This window comes from Myxococcus sp. XM-1-1-1 (assembly GCF_020037095.1).
GTDB lineage: Bacteria > Myxococcota > Myxococcia > Myxococcales > Myxococcaceae > Myxococcus > Myxococcus fulvus.
Map to the genome: position 1 here is coordinate 463,601 of NZ_JAIQDH010000002.1, position 15,772 is coordinate 479,372.

The 15,772-nt window shown below is 71.0% G+C and carries 16 protein-coding genes; 7 read left to right on the forward strand and 9 right to left on the reverse strand.

What is annotated here, in order from left to right; all coding sequences use genetic code 11:
• Positions 1–79 precede the first annotated feature (79 nt).
• Positions 80–1,210, forward strand: coding sequence for a non-hydrolyzing UDP-N-acetylglucosamine 2-epimerase (gene wecB / locus K8640_RS05920; RefSeq protein ID WP_141328718.1), 1,131 nt, complete (start codon positions 80–82; stop codon positions 1,208–1,210).
• Positions 1,211–1,623: 413 nt separating this feature from the next.
• Positions 1,624–2,703 carry an RluA family pseudouridine synthase gene (locus K8640_RS05925; RefSeq protein WP_223746171.1) on the forward strand — a complete coding sequence of 360 codons (1,080 nt, stop codon included), beginning with the start codon at positions 1,624–1,626 and terminating at the stop codon, positions 2,701–2,703.
• Between the two features lie 66 nt (positions 2,704–2,769).
• On the opposite strand, the gene purF is transcribed toward K8640_RS05925, so the two are convergent.
• A complete protein-coding gene (gene purF, locus K8640_RS05930) occupies positions 2,770–4,158 on the reverse strand; it encodes an amidophosphoribosyltransferase (RefSeq protein ID WP_223746172.1) in 1,389 nt (462 codons plus the stop codon).
• Between the two features lie 144 nt (positions 4,159–4,302).
• On the opposite strand from purF, the gene K8640_RS05935 reads away from it, so the two are divergent.
• The 3 genes from K8640_RS05935 to K8640_RS05945 all read left to right on the forward strand — a co-directional run bounded on the left by K8640_RS05935 (position 4,303) and on the right by K8640_RS05945 (position 7,294).
• Positions 4,303–5,613 carry a neutral/alkaline non-lysosomal ceramidase N-terminal domain-containing protein gene (locus tag K8640_RS05935; RefSeq protein ID WP_223746173.1) on the forward strand — a complete coding sequence of 437 codons (1,311 nt, stop codon included), beginning with the start codon at positions 4,303–4,305 and terminating at the stop codon, positions 5,611–5,613.
• A gap of 124 nt (positions 5,614–5,737) precedes the next feature.
• Positions 5,738–6,415, forward strand: a complete 678-nt coding sequence (locus K8640_RS05940) for a hypothetical protein (RefSeq protein ID WP_223746174.1) — start codon at positions 5,738–5,740, stop codon at positions 6,413–6,415.
• Between the two features lie 90 nt (positions 6,416–6,505).
• A complete protein-coding gene (locus K8640_RS05945) occupies positions 6,506–7,294 on the forward strand; it encodes a crotonase/enoyl-CoA hydratase family protein (RefSeq protein WP_223746175.1) in 789 nt (262 codons plus the stop codon).
• Between the two features lie 30 nt (positions 7,295–7,324).
• Here K8640_RS05945 and yhbY read toward each other — a convergent pair whose 3' ends face one another.
• The 3 genes from yhbY to K8640_RS05960 all read right to left on the reverse strand — a co-directional run bounded on the left by yhbY (position 7,325) and on the right by K8640_RS05960 (position 11,292).
• A complete protein-coding gene (gene yhbY, locus K8640_RS05950) occupies positions 7,325–7,615 on the reverse strand; it encodes a ribosome assembly RNA-binding protein YhbY (RefSeq protein ID WP_141328741.1) in 291 nt (96 codons plus the stop codon).
• 61 nt (positions 7,616–7,676) lie between these two features.
• A complete protein-coding gene (locus K8640_RS05955; RefSeq protein ID WP_223746176.1) occupies positions 7,677–9,407 on the reverse strand; it encodes a DnaJ domain-containing protein in 1,731 nt (576 codons plus the stop codon).
• A gap of 1,072 nt (positions 9,408–10,479) precedes the next feature.
• Positions 10,480–11,292 carry a hypothetical protein gene (locus tag K8640_RS05960; protein WP_223746177.1) on the reverse strand — a complete coding sequence of 271 codons (813 nt, stop codon included), beginning with the start codon at positions 11,290–11,292 and terminating at the stop codon, positions 10,480–10,482.
• A 191-nt stretch (positions 11,293–11,483) separates the two neighbouring features.
• On the opposite strand from K8640_RS05960, the gene K8640_RS05965 reads away from it, so the two are divergent.
• Positions 11,484–12,200, forward strand: coding sequence for a TSUP family transporter (locus K8640_RS05965; RefSeq protein WP_255652742.1), 717 nt, complete (start codon positions 11,484–11,486; stop codon positions 12,198–12,200).
• A 7-nt stretch (positions 12,201–12,207) separates the two neighbouring features.
• Here the strand turns inward: K8640_RS05965 and K8640_RS05970 are convergent, their stop codons facing one another.
• Positions 12,208–12,723: a YfbM family protein gene (locus K8640_RS05970; RefSeq protein ID WP_141331012.1), complete on the reverse strand. Its 516-nt coding sequence runs from the start codon at positions 12,721–12,723 to the stop codon at positions 12,208–12,210.
• A gap of 196 nt (positions 12,724–12,919) precedes the next feature.
• Here K8640_RS05970 and K8640_RS05975 point away from each other — a divergent pair, with 196 nt between their 5' ends.
• The gene (locus K8640_RS05975; protein ID WP_223746178.1) at positions 12,920–13,411 is read left to right on the forward strand and encodes a hypothetical protein; all 492 of its coding nucleotides are present in this window, start codon (positions 12,920–12,922) and stop codon (positions 13,409–13,411) included.
• A gap of 3 nt (positions 13,412–13,414) precedes the next feature.
• Here K8640_RS05975 and K8640_RS05980 read toward each other — a convergent pair whose 3' ends face one another.
• The 4 genes from K8640_RS05980 to K8640_RS05995 form a co-directional block, all read right to left on the reverse strand.
• Positions 13,415–13,684 carry a hypothetical protein gene (locus K8640_RS05980; protein ID WP_223746179.1) on the reverse strand — a complete coding sequence of 90 codons (270 nt, stop codon included), beginning with the start codon at positions 13,682–13,684 and terminating at the stop codon, positions 13,415–13,417.
• A 103-nt stretch (positions 13,685–13,787) separates the two neighbouring features.
• Positions 13,788–14,420: a hypothetical protein gene (locus tag K8640_RS05985; protein WP_223746180.1), complete on the reverse strand. Its 633-nt coding sequence runs from the start codon at positions 14,418–14,420 to the stop codon at positions 13,788–13,790.
• A 63-nt stretch (positions 14,421–14,483) separates the two neighbouring features.
• Positions 14,484–15,290 carry a hypothetical protein gene (locus K8640_RS05990; RefSeq protein ID WP_223746181.1) on the reverse strand — a complete coding sequence of 269 codons (807 nt, stop codon included), beginning with the start codon at positions 15,288–15,290 and terminating at the stop codon, positions 14,484–14,486.
• 88 nt (positions 15,291–15,378) lie between these two features.
• A complete protein-coding gene (locus tag K8640_RS05995; protein WP_223746182.1) occupies positions 15,379–15,663 on the reverse strand; it encodes a hypothetical protein in 285 nt (94 codons plus the stop codon).
• Positions 15,664–15,772: the final 109 nt, after the last annotated feature.

Consider the following 15,772-nt stretch of genomic DNA (forward strand, 5'->3'; position numbering starts at 1 on the left):
ACGGACGCTGGCCCCCGGATGGGTGGGCGCCCCGCAGCCACTAGGCATCCGACCCGGCGTGCCTAGCTTGGCTGGCGACATGAAGAAGGTCATCCACATCGTCGGCGCGCGCCCGAACTTCATGAAGGTCGCGCCCATCCACCGCGCCATCGCCGCGCGGAATCAGCTCCAGCAAGTCCTGGTCCACACGGGACAGCACTACGACGTCAAGATGAGCGACGTCTTCTTCTCGGACCTGGGGCTGCCAGCGCCCGAGGTGCACCTGGGCATCGGCTCCGGGAGCCACGCGCAGCAGACGGCCAAGACGATGGTGGAGCTCGAGCGGGTGTTCCTCGAGCACAAGCCGGACCTGGTCTCCGTCGTCGGTGACGTCAACAGCACCGTCGCCGCCGCGCTCGTGTCGTCGAAGCTGGGGATTGCGCTCGCGCACGTCGAGGCGGGCCTGCGCAGCTACTCGCGGCACCAGCCGGAGGAGATCAACCGCGTCGTCACGGACCGGCTGTCCGACCTGCTGCTCACGCCTTCTCGCGACGCCGACGCGAACCTCCTGAAGGAGGGCGCGGACCCGGAGCGCATCCACTTCGTGGGCAACGTGATGATCGACTCGCTGCTCGCCTCGAAGGAGCGGGCGGACCAGCTGCCCGTGCTGAAGACCCTGGGCGTGGAGCCTCGCGGCTACGCGGTGTGCACGCTCCACCGGCCGTCCAACGTGGATGACCCGAAGCTGCTCGGGGGGCTGCTGTCCGCCATCGCGCACGTGGCTTCGCGCGTGCCGGTCATCTTCCCGGTGCACCCGCGCACGCGGAAGATGATTTCGGAGCAGGGCCTGGGTTCGTGGTTCGAGCGCAGCCCGAACCTGCGCCCGGTGGACCCGATGGGCTACCTGGAGTTCCTCGCGCTGACGTCACAGGCGAAGTTGATCCTCACCGACTCGGGCGGTCTGCAGGAGGAGACCACGGCGCTGGGCGTGCCGTGCCTCACGCTGCGCGAGAACACCGAGCGCCCCATCACCGTGGAGCAGGGTACCAACGAGGTGGTGGGCACGGACCCGGACCGCATCCGCGAGTCGGCGGACCGCGTGCTCGATGGTCAGGGCAAGAAGGGCCGCATCCCCGAGTACTGGGATGGGCGCTCCGGCGAGCGCATCGCGGACCTGTTCGCGCGCTTCCTGGGCGTGAGCGACGACGCCCGGCGCGCGGCTTCGGCGTGAGCGTGTGACGGCGCACGGTGGGGCTCGTGTGGGCTTCACCGTGTGGCGCGTGCCGCCTCGGCGCCAGGATGTGAGTGCGCATGTGATGGGGGCCCGTGTGGGCTTCACCACGTGGCGTGTGCCCGCCTCGGTGTGACGTTGTGAGGGCGTAAGCGACGGGGACTTGTTTGGGCTTCACCGTGTGGCGCGTGTCTGCATCCGCGTGAGGCTGTGACCGCGTACGCGGCGCGGGAGTGAGGACTCCTCCAGGTGGCGTGTTTCCGCAGGGGCTCGTCGACGTCGGCGTGAAGCCGCTTCGATGCGCAGGTCCTTCTGTTTCCGCGCTGGCTCGGGTGGTGCCTCGTCGTGAGGCCTCCCGACCCTGAAGGGTTCGGACTGTGCGCCGTCCCGCGCCGTGTTAGAGCGCGGAGGTGATGCACGGCGAGAAGGATTCATCGGCGGAGGACTCCTCCCCTGAGCAGGAGCCCTCCGAGCAGGGGGGCTCGAGTCGTGCGCCCGCGTCGGACGCCGCTCCCGAGGGCTTCGTCGACATCTCCTTCGTCGTCGAGCCCAACTATGCGGGCTGGCGCCTGGAGGACTACCTGGGCCAGAAGCTGCGCCGCATGCCGCGCGAGCGTCTGGCCGGCATCATCCTGCGTGGCGTCCGCTGCGAGGGACGGCGGCTGAAGCCCTCCACACCCGTGTACCCCGGACTGGCCTTCCGCCTGCGCCGCCCCGGCAGCGAGGAGCCGGAGACGCCCACCACGCTGCCCGTCGTCTTCCAGGATGAGTGGCTGCTGGTGCTCGACAAGCCCGCGGGTCTCCCCATCCATCCGACGGCGCGCTACCACAAGGGCACCCTCGTCTCCATCCTGCGCGAGCGCTTCGGGGAGCGCTTCGCCGAGCCCGCGCACCGTCTGGACCGCGAAACCAGCGGCCTGGTCGTCTGCGGTCGCACCACCGAAGCCTGTCGTGTGCTCGGCCGGCTCTTCGTCTCGCGCGACGTGCACAAGGAGTACCTCGCCCTCTGTGAGGGACATCCTCCCGAGGACACCTTCACCGTGGATGCCCCCATCGCCGAGGGCACCGAGCTCATCCGCATCGCCGTGCGCATCGACGCCGTCGAGGGCAAGCCGAGCCGGACCCGCTTCCAGGTGCTCCAGCGATTCACGCGCGATGGTGAGCCCTTCGCGCTCCTGCGCTGCTTCCCGGAGACGGGACGTCAGCACCAGATTCGCATCCACCTGCGTGAGGCGGGCTTCCCGCTGGTCGGCGACAAGATGTACGGCCCGGACCCCGGCTACTTCGACCGCTTCAGCAAGCACAGCCTGGAGCCCGAGGCCTGGTCTCGACTGCGACTGCCCCGACACGCCCTGCACGCCGAGCGCATCGTGTTCCCGCACCCCGGCACCGGCGCGGAGGTCTCGTTCTCGGCGCCGCTCCCCTCGGACCTCGCGGACTTCATCGCGGGCGCGCCCCTGCCGCCTCCGCCCTCCACGGCACCCAGCCGTTGAAACGACGAAGGCCCCCGACCCGATGAAGGGCAGGGGGCCTGGGGCCTCACGCGCGCATGCGCGGCGTCAGGCGGTGAGCTTGTTGGCTTCCTGCGCGGAGCCGGCCATCTCCCCGAGCAGGTACTGACCGGAGAAACACGCCGTGCAGAAGCTGCCCCGGCTGGGGTCTCCCACAGCCTCGCCCAGGCCCTCGATGGAGATGTAGCCCAGCGAGTCCGCCGTGACGTAGCGGGCAATCTCGTCCGTGCTGTGGCTCGCGGCGATGAGCTCCTGCCGGCTGGGCGTGTCGATGCCGTAGAAGCAGGGCCACTTCGTCGGCGGCGAGGAGATGCGCAGGTGCACCTCCAGCGCGCCGGCCGCCTTGATCATCTTCACGATCTTGCGGCTCGTCGTGCCACGCACGATGGAGTCGTCCACCACCACCACGCGCTTGCCCTTGATGACGTTGCGCACCGCCGACAGCTTCAGCTTCACGCCGAAGTGACGGATGGACTGCTGCGGCTCGATGAACGTCCGGCCCACGTAGTGGCTGCGGATGAGCCCCACGTCATACGGAATCCCGCTCTGCTGCGAGAAGCCGATGGCCGCCGCCACGCCCGAGTCCGGCACCGCGATGACCAGGTCCGCGTCGGGCGCCGGCTGCTCGCGCGCCAGCTGCATGCCCATGCGCTTGCGCACCTCGTACACGCTGTTGCCGAACAGCACCGAGTCCGGCCGCGCGAAGTACACCTGCTCGAAGATGCACCGGCCCAGCCGCGCCGGCTCCGCGAACGGCTTGCTCGTGCGCATGACGCCGTTCTCGATGACGAGCAGCTCACCGGGCTCCAGCTCGCGCACCACGTCCGCCTCGATGAGGTCCAGCGCCGTCGTCTCGCTGGCGAGCACGTACGCGCCTTCCTTCATCCGCCCGAGCACCAACGGCCGGATGCCCAAGGGGTCCCTCACCGCGACCAGCTTGTTCTCGGTGAGCACCAGCAGGCTGTAGGCGCCCTCCACCTTGCGCAGGGCCTCCACCAGCTTCTGCTCGAAGCTCCCCTGTCGCGAGCGCGCGAGCAGATGGAGGATGACCTCCGTGTCGGCGTCCGACTGGAAGATGGCTCCGTCGGCCTCCAGCTTCTCCTTCAGCGCCGCCGCGTTGACCAGGTTGCCGTTGTGCGCGATGGCGCACTGACCGCCCGCGTACTGCACGAAGAGCGGCTGCGCGTTCTTGAGCTGGCTGCCGCCCGCCGTCGAATAGCGCACGTGGCCGATGGCCGACTGACCGGGCAGGCCGGCGAGCACTGGCGCATCGAAGATGTCGGCCACCAGCCCCATCTGACGGTGGGCCCGCAGGCCATGACCATCAGAGGCGACGATACCCGCGGACTCCTGCCCGCGATGCTGCAGGGCGTGCAGCCCCAGGTACGTCAGGTTGGAGGCCTCGGCGTGTCCCGTGATTCCGAAGATGCCGCACATGGCGCGCTGCCTTACTCCTTTCGGGCGGTGAGCGGAACAGGAACGCACGCCCCTCTGGTGGGTATTCCACCCGTCACCGGAGTCGGCCGATGTGGGCAGACGAGCCTCGCGGCGAGTGCCGCATGCCGTTAGTCTGCGCACCGCATGGTGTTTCCACGACGAGCCTCCTGGCGTTCCCTGTTTCCCCTGGTCTTGCTCACCGTGGGTGCCGCTTATGCATTGGGTTCCTGGAACTGGTGCGGCACGTGGGCGGAGCGCGCGCCGGTGCTGCTGTCGCAGGTGAAGGGCGAGGGGCCGCTGCGCGCGGGCGCGGCGAAGGTGGCCCTGGCGCCGCCGTTCCCGGTGGTGGTGGCGGGGTACTCGCCGCCGCGTCCCGACGCGACGCAGTCCGACCCGCCGCTCCATGCGCGCGCGGTGGTGTTGGAGGCGGGGGGCTCACGCGTGGGGTTGGTGTCGCTGGAGCTGCTGCTCGTCACGGATGCGGTGACGGCGCGGGTGCGCGAGCACGCGAAGACGCTGGGGCTGCAGGATGTGTTGGTGCTGGCCACGCACACGCACTCGTCGCTCGGGGGCTATGACTCGCGGCTGGTGTCGCAGCTCGTCGGCACGGGGCGCTATCGGGAGGACTCGGAAGCGACGGTGGTGGCCGCGGCGAGCGCCGCGCTCGGGCAGGCCGCCTCCTCGCTCACGGACGTGACGCTGGAGCTGGGGGAGGCGAAGGAGTCCTCGTATGTCTACACGCGCTCGGGTGGCACCGCGCCGGATGGGACGCTGACGCGCGCGGTGCTGCGCGGTGAGGCAGCGCCCGTGGCGGAGCTGCTCTTCTTCGCGGCGCATCCAGCGATGGTGCCTCGGCAGCGCGCGTACGTGGACCCGGACTATCCGGGCCGCTTGAGCACGCTGCGCGAGTCCGAGGGCAGCGGCGTGACGCTGTTGTTGCAGGGCGCGGTGGGCAACGCGTCGGTGGCGTACTCGGAGGGGCAGGGGCTGGAGCGGGTGTCGGGCTTCGCGCGGGCCTTGTCGGAGCTGGCGGGCAAGGCGCCCCTGGCTTCGGCGGGGCCGTCGGTGCGGCTGTCGCTGGCGCGCGCGGAGGCGGTGATGCCCCGGCCAGATGCGTCGCGGCTGGTGCCGGCCTTCACCCGGGCGGCTGGGGATAACTTGTTGTGTGGCTCGGCCGAGCGTGTGGCCGAGGTGTCCGCGTTGGTGTTGGGGCCGCTGGAGCTGGTGACGGTGCCGGGCGAGCCCACGGTGGATGCGGGCGCGGAGTTGGTGCGGCGCACGGGGGCCTCGGGCGTGCTGGGGCTCGCGGGAGGGTACGTGGGCTACGTGGAGACTCCGGACCTGGTGAACGCGAAGGGCGGAGAGTCGCGCAGGCAGTACTTCGGGCCCGCGTTGCTGGAGCGTCTGGGCGTGGCGGCGGAGCTGGCCGCGAGCACTGCGGGCTTCACGCGCTGACGGTGGTGTCACCCGCGTGCATGCGCTGGATTGCACTCGTCCTGGCGTGCTGGGTGTGTCGGGCCCCGGATTGACAGGCCGCGACGCGGTGGCCTGAAGTCCCGCGGGAGAGGGGGGATTTCCGATGCAACTGCGATGCGTGGTGGGCGTGCTCTCCGTGGTCCTCGTGGGGCCGCCGGCGTGGGGGCAGCATCTGCCCGAGTCCGCGGGGCCAGAAGGCCCCTCGACGCAGACGCCTCCGCTGGTGTCCGTTCCCGAGGCGGCGGTGGCTCCCTCCTCGGCGCAGGCCGGCTCCGCCCCACTGGGGCAGCGTCCCTATCGACGACGCGCGCACATTCCCCTGGGCATGCTGTTGGGCGGCGTGGGGCTGGCGTCGGGTGCGATGGTGGGACTCGCCGCGGGCAACGCGCTGACGGGCTGCAATGGCTATCCCTGCTCGAACAACGCGGCGCTCTCGCTGTCCCTCGGCGTGGGGTCCGCGCTTGGCGCGGCCAGTGGTGTCTACCTCATGGGGCGATGGCTCCGTGGGCAGGGAAGCTTCGGCTACACGCTGCTGGGGGCGACGCTCGGCGCGCTTCCGTCATCGTTGATGCTCACAAGCAGCAGCGATGACGTGGTGGTCATCGGCGTGCTCAACCTGCTGGTGACGCCCATCCTGGGCTCGTTCTTCGGCTATCGCATGTCGCACTCTGCTTCCCTGCGCGCGCAGGAGCAGGAGTTGGCACAGCAGGCGGTGTGGGTTCCGACGTTCACGCGGACGAAGGAGGGGAGCCTCGTGGGTGGATTGGCGGGGCGGTTCTGAACGTCGTGCGGTGGACGGCGTGACGCGCGTGATGGTGCGCGCGGCGCCGCGTGGCGGACAATGCGCGTCCACCTTCACCGTGGAGCGCAGATGAGCCCGTCGGACCCTCGCATCACCCTGGAAGTGCGCGGACACCTCGCCCTCATCGGCATCCACCGGCCGGAGAAGCGCAACGCGTTCGACGTGGGCATGCTGCGCGGTCTCTCGTCCGCGGTGACGGAGGCGGACCGGCATCCGGACGTGCGGTGCATGGTCATCTTCGCGGTGGGCGACCACTTCTCGGCGGGGCTGGACCTCGCGAGCGTCGCGCCCGCGCTCTCCAGCGGCGAGCCGCTCTACGCGGAGGGGTTCATCGACCCGTGGGGCATCCAGGGGCCGCCGCGCACCAGGCCCCTGGTGCTCGCTGTGCAGGGTCTGTGTCTCACGCTGTCCATCGAGCTCGTCCTCGCCGCGGACATCACCGTGGCCTCGGAGGACGCGCGCTTCGGACAGATTGAAATCAAGCGCGGCATCTTCCCGTTCGGCGGCGCCACGGTGCGCTTCCCCCAGCGCGCGGGCTGGGGCAACGCCATGCGGTGGCTGCTCACCGGCGATGAGTTCGACGCGCGCGAGGCCTACCGCATCGGCCTGGTGCAGGAAGTGGTGGAGCGCGGCCGGCACCTGGAGCGGGCGCTCGCCTTGGCGGAGACGGTGGCGAAGCAGGCCCCGCTGGGCGTGCAGGCGACGCTCGCGTCCGCGCGACAGGCGGTGCACGAAGGGCCCGACGCAGCCAGGGCCGCGCTGCTGCCCCGGCTGCTGGAGCTGGTGAAGACGGAGGACGCCGCCGAGGGCGTCCAGTCCTTCCTCGAGCGCCGCGAGGCCCGCTTCAGCGGCAAGTGAAGCGGACATGCGGGGCCCGGGGACGGTCCGTCAGAACTTCTCGAACTTGGACTTCTCCTTGCGCTTCTTGAAGAGCAGCGCCGTGCGGCCCAACAGCTGGGCCAGCTCGGCGCTGGTGCCCTCGGCGAGGCGCGCGGCGGCTTCCTGGCGCGACTCGGGGCCCTCGTTGATCTTCACCTTGATGAGCTCGTGGTCGTGCAGCGCCTGCTCGACGGCGGCGATGACGCCCTCGGTGACGCCGGATTGACCGACGATGACCACCGGCTCCAGGTGGTGTCCGAGCGCGCGCAGATGGCGGCGTTGCTTCCCGGTGAGCGACACGTTGCTGTCTCCTTCGACTCCACCCGCGGGGCCCCTGGCCCCTCCGGATGGGGGGCGCACCCTACTTCTTCTGGGCCGCCATGCGAATCTCCCGCTGAGCGTCGATGTGGTCTGGCTGAAGCTCCACGGTCCGCTTGAAGTGCTTCAGCGCCCCCGCGGTGTCTCCCGTCAGCTTCGCAATCACCCCGAGGAAGTAGTGCGCCGGCGCACACCGCTCGTTGCGCTTGATGGCGTTCTGGATTTCCCGGAACGCCTCCGGCTGCGCCGCCTTCTTGTCCGTCGCCGTGAAGAACCGCGCATAGCCCCGCCAGGCGTAGAACTCCGCCTCCTCGGCGTTGAGCTGGATGGCCTCGTTCAACATCTTCACGGCCTCCGGGAACTTGCGCGCCTTCACCAGGATGCACGACTTCTGGAAGAGCTCCTCCGCCATCAGGATGGCGTTGATGTCCACCTCCGCCCCGGCGCCACCACTCTTCAGCTCCTCGAGATAGGCCGCCCGGCTCTTGTCGTCGGACAGCGTCCGGTACGCATCGCCGATGTAGGCGAACACCTCGGCCTTGAGCTTCTCGAGCTCCGGCGGCGCCCCCTGTGGGAGCGTGTCCGGGTGGTACAGCTTGGCCAGACGGAAGTAGGCGACCTTGACCGCGCTGCCGTCCGCCTGCTCCGCCAACCCCAGCCGCTGGAAGTGGTTCTGCTGCTTCAACGCCATCGCCAGCTGCTTGAGCGCTGGAATCTCGTCGGCGCCCGGCGGAGGGCCGGAGACCGTGGGCGGCGCCGGACGTGCTGCCGCGGCGGGCGCGGGGCTCGCCGGACGGGCTGGCGCCGCGCCGACGACGGGCGGAGGACGGGGGGCCGCGGCGGCTCCAGGAGGATTGCCCGGACGGGCCGCTGCCGGCGCGGCGGCACCCGGCGGATTGCCCGGGCGCGCGGCCTGCGGTGAGCCCGCTCCCGGGGGATTCCCAGGCGCGGCGGTCGGAGCCTGTGCCCCCGGTGGCGGGGCCGGGCGGGGCGCGGCCGTGGGACCCGCGGTGGGCGCAGGACCGGGCTGCGCGGCGGCCGTGGGGCCCGCCACCGTCGCGGGGGCCGGGCGCGCGGCCGCGAAGGACACCGCGTCCAGCTCGCGCAGCAGGAAGGCCAGGCGCAGCAGGTGGTCGGCGTCCTGTGGGAAGTCCGCGAGGAGCTGCGACACCGAGCGCACTCCATCGATGACCGTGAGCGCGCGAACCTCGTGCGGCGTCAGCCGCAGCTCGCTGGCGGCCACCATCCCACCCGACTTCATGATGGGCAGGTTGAGCACCGGCATGAGCCGACGCTTGATGTCCGCGGAGGGCATGCGGCGCACCGTGTCGCTGAGCACCGCCCACCGGTTGCCCAGCGGCATGGCCTTGTTGCCCGCCAGCTCCCGCAGCTCGAAGGCGAACATGCCGGACTCGGCGCGCAGGCCCTTGAACAGGATGCTGGAGGCTCGCTGCGCCAGAATCGAGAACGCGCTGGCGGGCTGGAGCAGACCGAGTCCGAAGAGCGCGGCGAGCAGGTCTCCGCCGAAGCGCTCCTTGGCGGACTCGGCTTGCTGGAGCTGCTCGGGCGTGAGCAGCCGCGCGCCCATCAGCGACGTGCCCAGCGAGTCCTCGGGGTGGTTGGAGTCGACGAACTCCGGGTTGCCCTTGCGGAAATGAATCAGGATGACCCGGTCCGCGAGCGCCAGCTTGAGCAGGCCCGTCTGCTCCGCGGAGGCGATGCGGCCGAAGAGGTTCAGCGGCGAGGTCTGCTCGAGCTGCCCCTGCGAGGGCATCGCATAGGGAGAGGACTCCGTGGAGACGGCGGGCGCGGCTCCCGTGGAGGGGAAGGGGGCTGCTGGAGGGACGGCTCCCGCCTGCGGCGTGGCGACCTGGGGCTGTCCGGTGGCCGCGTTGGGCGGCGCGACGGGGCGTGCGACGGCTCCGGGTGCTCCGGGGGCCGCACCTGGAACTTGAGGCCGTGCGGCCTGCATCGGGTTCCCTTGCGCCCGAGGATCCCCCGGTCGAACCCCTGGACCCGCCATGGGGACCCCTGTGCCCGCCATGGGTGCACTTGGGCCTGCCATGGGTGCACCTGGGCCTGCCATGGGGACACCTGGACGCCCGGTTGCACCGGGCCCCACCATGGGCGCACCCGGGCCCGCCATGGGGACACCAGGGCGCGCGTTCGGCGGTGCGCCTGGACCCGCCATGGGGACACCTGGGCCCGCCATGGGGACACCTGGACGCCCGGTTGCACCGGGCCCCACCATGGGCGCACCCGGGCCCGCCATGGGAACTCCTGGGCGTGCGATCGGCGCGGCACCTGGCCCCGCCATCGGCGCGGCACCTGGCCCCGCCATCGGCGCGGCACCTGGCCCTGCCATCGGCGCGGCACCTGGGCCCGCCATCGGTACTCCCGGTCCCGCCATCGGCACGCCCGGACCGGCCATGGGCGCCGCACCCGGCCCCGCCATGGGCACACCGCCCGGCCCTGCCATGGGGACACCGGGGCGCGCTACCGGGGCCTGGGGCCCGGGGCCGAGGTTCGCCGGCGCGCCGTCACCCCACAGCTCGCGCGGGAACACCTCGCGGGCCTCGGGGAAGCGCCAGGGGAAGGCGAAGTTCAGCCCGTCCTCGGAGACCTGGAGCTTGCCCTTGATGGCGCCGCTGTCGATGAGCAGCTCGATGGTCGGCAGGGTGAGGGGCCCCCACAGGGTGCCCCTGTCGTTGCGGACCCAATATTGACGGACGTCACCCTCCGCCATGCGCGGTTCTGCTCCATTCCTGCTGCGAGAAGACGGCAACCCTACCGCTCTCCCAGGAAGGCTCAAAGCAGACGGCGGGGCGGAGGGCTCATACCCTGTGTCAGGGCGTGGCCCCGTCCAGCACCGCCATCCCCAGGACCGACAGGCAGGCCGGGTCCGCCTGCTGCTCGACGGGCGGGTCGAAGCAGTGCACCTCGCTGTCGAACACCTTGCAGATGCCCGAGGGCGTGGACGCACACGCCGACTTCGAGAACGCCGTCGTGCACGCATATCCACACGCCGGGCCGGACTCCGTGTTGCGGCACTCCGGCGCGGGAATCGCGCGCTTCCAGGTGCACAAAGCCGCCGCAGGCGGGTCGAAGCAGGTGATGCGCCCGCTCGAAATCTTGCACACCCCCGCCGGCGTCCGGGTGCACCGCACGCCCTCTGACGCGTTGAGACAGTTGTAGCCACACGTCAGCTCCACCCCGTTGCTGCGGCAGTCCGCGCGGGGCGTCTCCTTGCCGTACACCGCGAAGACCACCGCCGGCGGGTCGAAGCACTCCACCTCGCCTCCGCGCGCCTTGCACACCCCGGCCGGCGACTTCGCGCACTTCACCCGGCCCGGCTGCGTCACGCAGTGGTAGCCACACGCCACCGCCCCGTCGATGGCCTTGCACTCGGGCTCCGGCAGCGCCGCGCCATACGCCTTCACCACGTACGCCGGCGGGTCGAAGCACACCGCCTGCCCGTCGATGAGCTGACAGCGCCCCTGGGGCGTCTGCGCACAGCGGGCGCGGTTCGAGTCGGACTTGCACCCATATCCACACGCCACCTGGCTGTTCATCATCCGGCAGGTGGGCGCGTTGGGGTCCTGCGAGGGTGGAGCCGAGGCCAGCGTGAGCGCCAGCACGGTGAAGAGGGAGGCGAGCATGAAGACCTCGGAGGTGAAACGACCGGGGCATTGACGCCCAAGGTGGCGGGGGACGCAAGAAGCGAGCAGCCGCGACGGCGCCCGTGGTACCCAGGCGCCGCTCGAGGCGAGGGAGACACAGGGTGGACCTACTGGTGGACGTCAGTGCGCAGCACCTGCTGCTGCTGTGTGTCGCGGCGCTGGTGGCGGGCATGGTGGATGCCATCGCGGGCGGCGGCGGGCTCATCACGCTGCCGGCGCTGCTGACGGCGGGGCTGCCCCCGCACGTGGCGCTGGGGACCAACAAGGGGCAGTCCGTGTTCGGCTCGTTCGCGGCGCTGGTGCGCTTCTCGCGCGCGGGGCTGGTGGACTGGAAGCTGGCGCGCGTGACGTTCCCCTTCGGCCTGGGCGGCGCCTTCGCGGGCGCGGCGCTGGTGCTGCTGGTGAAGCCGGAGGTGCTCAAGCCGCTGGTGCTGGTGCTGCTCATCGCCGTGGCGGTGTTCCTCGCCTTCCGCCGCGCGCCGCCCAAGGCCCCCGCGCACGCGGAGCCCTCGCCCCGCTCGCGCGCCCAGGCCATCGGCGCGCTCATCGCGCTGGCCGTCGGCACCTATGACGGGTTCTTCGGCCCGGGCACGGGCACCTTCCTCATCGTCGGCTTCAACACGCTGCTGGGCCACGGCCTGGCGCGAGCGTCCGCGGACGCGAAGGTGGTGAACTTCGCCTCCAACCTGGCGTCCGTCATCCTGTTCTCGCTCAAGGGCGTGGTGCTGTGGAAGGTGGCGCTGCCCATGGCCGCGGCGCAGTTCACCGGCGCGTGGCTGGGCGCGCACCTGGCGGTGAAGGGCGGCGACACCCTGGTGCGCAAGGTGGTGCTCGCCGTGGTGCTGGCGCTGGTGCTGAAGCTGGGACGCGACGTGGTGATGGGCTGACGGTCCTTCAGCCGATGTGCACCAGCAGCGCGCCGTCGCGGCGGGACACCTGGGCGACGAACTTCTGGAGCTCCTCGAAGTAGGAGAGCACCTCCTCGAGCGGGTCGCTGTCCTCGGGCGGCTCATCCCAGGTGCCGGGGTAGATGTCCTGGGCCTGCATCTTCGCCGGGTCGAAGCGGCGGCGCAGCGTGTTCTCGGAGACGTCCTTCAGCGCGGTGGCGAGCGCCTTCACCTGCGCGGGCGCGAAGACGCGCGCGGTGCCCTCGTCGGAGGGGATGTCGCCCACGTCGTCACCGCCGCGGACGAGGAAGTCCAACGGCGCGCTGCCCTCCCACGCGGTGCCGGTGAGCAGGTACTGGAGGGCATGCCACGCCTCGCCGATGTCCAGCTCCAGGAACGCTCCGCCCTTCGGGTCTCCGAAGTCCTCGTCGTCGTCGAGGAAGTCCTCCAGGCGCTCGGGGGCCTGAAGCAGGGCGCCGCGCTGCGCCTCCGTGACGCTGCGCAAGGTGCAGAGCATCTCCATGCGGGGGACCTCGTGTGACGCGAAAGCCGGGGGAAGTGGAGCGGCGCCGGACCCTACCAGTCCCGGGCGAGCGTGCGGAATTTCGATGCGGGCCCCTCCGCCCCCAGGTCCACCGACGCGGGCCGCGAGTCCTCGGAATGCTAGGCTTCCGACGTCGGGCCGTCGTCCTCGCGGTTGGAAGCCAGGGAGCTCGGGTATGCACCGAGGGGTTCGTTGGGTCATCGCCATCGCGGGCGTCGGGGTGTCGCTGTCGCTCGCGGCGCTCCTGCGGCGGCAACTGGCGCAAGAGCCCCGACCCAAGGTCGCCACCGCTCGGGTTTCCGACGCGGGTTCGCCGGATGCGGGCTCGATGCCCATCGAGGACCCCGAGGACCCCCGCACGCTGGCGCCTTCTCAACTGGGGCGCGTCTATGTGCGGACGCTCGACCCCTGGGGGCTCAAGCCGGTGCCGGGAATCACGGTGGCCATCGTGAGCGAGGGCCAGCCGCGTCGGCTGCATCCGGAGCAGTTGAAGACGGATGCGCAGGGCATGGCCCGCTTCCCCAAGGTGCGCGCGGGCGTGTTCACCGTCTGCGCGAAGGGGCCGCGCCACATCGAGACGTGCCAGATGAACCTGGAGCTCTCACCGGACAGCAGCCACACCGTGGAGCTGTCCATGACGGAGCGCTCCACGGCCGCTGGCAGGTGACGCTCAGCAGGGCAGCCAGGGACCCACGCCGCGCTCGCACGAGTCGTAGCAGACGGAGATGGCCTGGGCGCACACCTCGCTCGAGACCCCGCACTGGGACGGACACCAGGCGTTGGCCTGGTAGCACTCGTCCCAGCAGGAGACCTGGGCGCTCGTCGAGGTCTCGGTCTGGGGCGCCTCCGGGCTCACCGGCTCGCTCGCGGGCGCGCCGCCACCACAGCCGAGGAGGGACAGGCAGACGGCGAGGGACGCGAGGAAGGGGCGCAGCTGCATGGAGGTGCTCCGTGGCGTGGGGGATGACCGCGGACACCACTGTAGCCGAATGGCAGATGCAGACTCGTTCCCAGTTCGGCGTGCCGCCGCGCGCCCCGCACGGCTAGCTGCAGACGCGGCTCTTCACGGGACAGGGCAAGTCGAAGCTGCCCTCCACCCGGATGGTGCGCTCGGTGGCGTCCTTCTTGTTGGCGGAGCTGTGCGTGCGGGCGGTGAACTTGAACGTGCCCGCGACGCCGCGGCCGTCGAACCGGGTCAGCACCAGGACGCCGGGCACGGTGAGCATGTAGTTGACGCCCTTGAGGCGCAGCGCCACGGGCAACTCGCCGGGCTTCTCGTCCAGCGTGACGAGCGGGTACGCGCCGGGCTTGAAGGGAACGCTCTCCTTGGTGTTCTGCCCGGAGAGGATGCTCAGGCTCGCCGACTGGATGCCGCCCGCGCTGATGCAGTGGATGGACAGGGGGCCGCTCATCGTCCCCTTCGCCGCGAGCTTCGCGGCGGCGGCCTGGACCTTCTTGGGGTCCTGCTTCATCCGGCTGTGGATCTTCTCGTAGACCGCGCGCATCTCCTCGGGAGACATCCAGTGGTCCGAGGTGGCGGACTGCGTGCCGCCCTTGCCGGAGAAGGCCAGCTGCAGGCCTCCCATCACCCGGACCTCACAGGTGCCCTCGCGCCGCGCCGCGAGCGCGGGCAGCGAGCAGAGCATCACGAGGGCGACGGCGGCGGCGTGTCGCATGGGGCGGCTTTCCGGGGCAGGGGGCGGCACGAGGCCGCCCGGTGGTTCCCGGACTGTAGAACGTCAGGGCGTCGGAGAGGCGCTCTTCGGGGTGCCGGTCTCCGGCGGCCGGTCGATTTCCTCGGCCGGGAAGTTGGCGGCCGCCTCCAGGTAGCGCGGCGGCTGGATGCGGCGGCGGTCGCGCTTGTTGAGCCCCTCGGGCTCCACGTAGGTCGGCTCCGCGCCTGCGCGCTGCTCCACGAGGGAGCCGTCGCAGAAGTGCCACCGGAAGGTGCCGTCCATTGCGGCGCGCGCGTAGAACACCGTGGCCTCGCCAATCTTCGGGTCGGCGGTGCACCACGTGCCGCGCGCGGTGGCCTCGCGCTGGGGCGACTCCTCCTTCCACTTGTCCTGGGCCTGGCGCAGCGACACGGCGGCGAGCACCGAGTCCGCGCTGGACAGCCGCTCGCGCGCCTCCTTCACCAGCTCCCCACCCCGGCGCGAAATCTCCGGGAAGGCGCCCTTGTCCTTGAACCCGCACTGCGCGAGGCCCCGGAGGTTGTTCTCGTGGACCGCCAGCACCGGCGGCAGCGTCTGCTGGGCCTCCTTCAGGAGCTCCACCTGCTTCGCATGGTCCAGCGAGGCGGGCGTGTCGAGCTTGTCGGTGCCGTTGACGAAGCGCGCCAGCACGCCGTTGACGGCCGTCAGCTCGTCCGACAACCAGCGCTGCTCCGCGTCACAGGGGCTGGCCTTGGCACCCCCGTAGTCTCGGTAGTCCGCTCGGGAGATGCCCAAGCTGTAGTGCAGGACCGGAGGGGCGGGCCGGGACGCGCACGCCGACAGCGACGCGCCCAGGGCCGCGAGCAGGACTCGGCGACCAGTGACCTTCATGACGCCCCAGTCTGCCATCTGGTTTGCGTGCGAACAAACCACGAGGCGGGCCGGGGCGCCGTTTCACACTAGGAGTGTGAGGGAGTGACTAGAGCGGGCACACGATGGGCCCGCGGCTGCCACAGACGTTGCGGGGGATGAAGTAGTGGCCGAGCTCGTCGCTCCAGTACGCGTACATCTGCAGGCCGTTGTTGCAGCGCACCGAGGGCGTCATGACGATGCAGTGCAGGTCCTCGTTGTACTCCAGGGCGGCCTCCGTCTGGGCCAGCTCGGGGGCGGCCGCCTCGGGCTGCCCGTCCAGGGCCTCGGTGCCACCACAGCCCGCCAACAGCACGCCAGCCAACCACAGCCCCTTCATGTTCCAGCTCCGCATGGTGCCTCCAGGTGAGCGACCGCTCGGGTCGAACTGAGTAGCAAAAGCATCTGGGTTGCGCGGGTCGCATTTAAAGTCGCGGACGGCTCCCGGCGGGGCGGAGAAATCG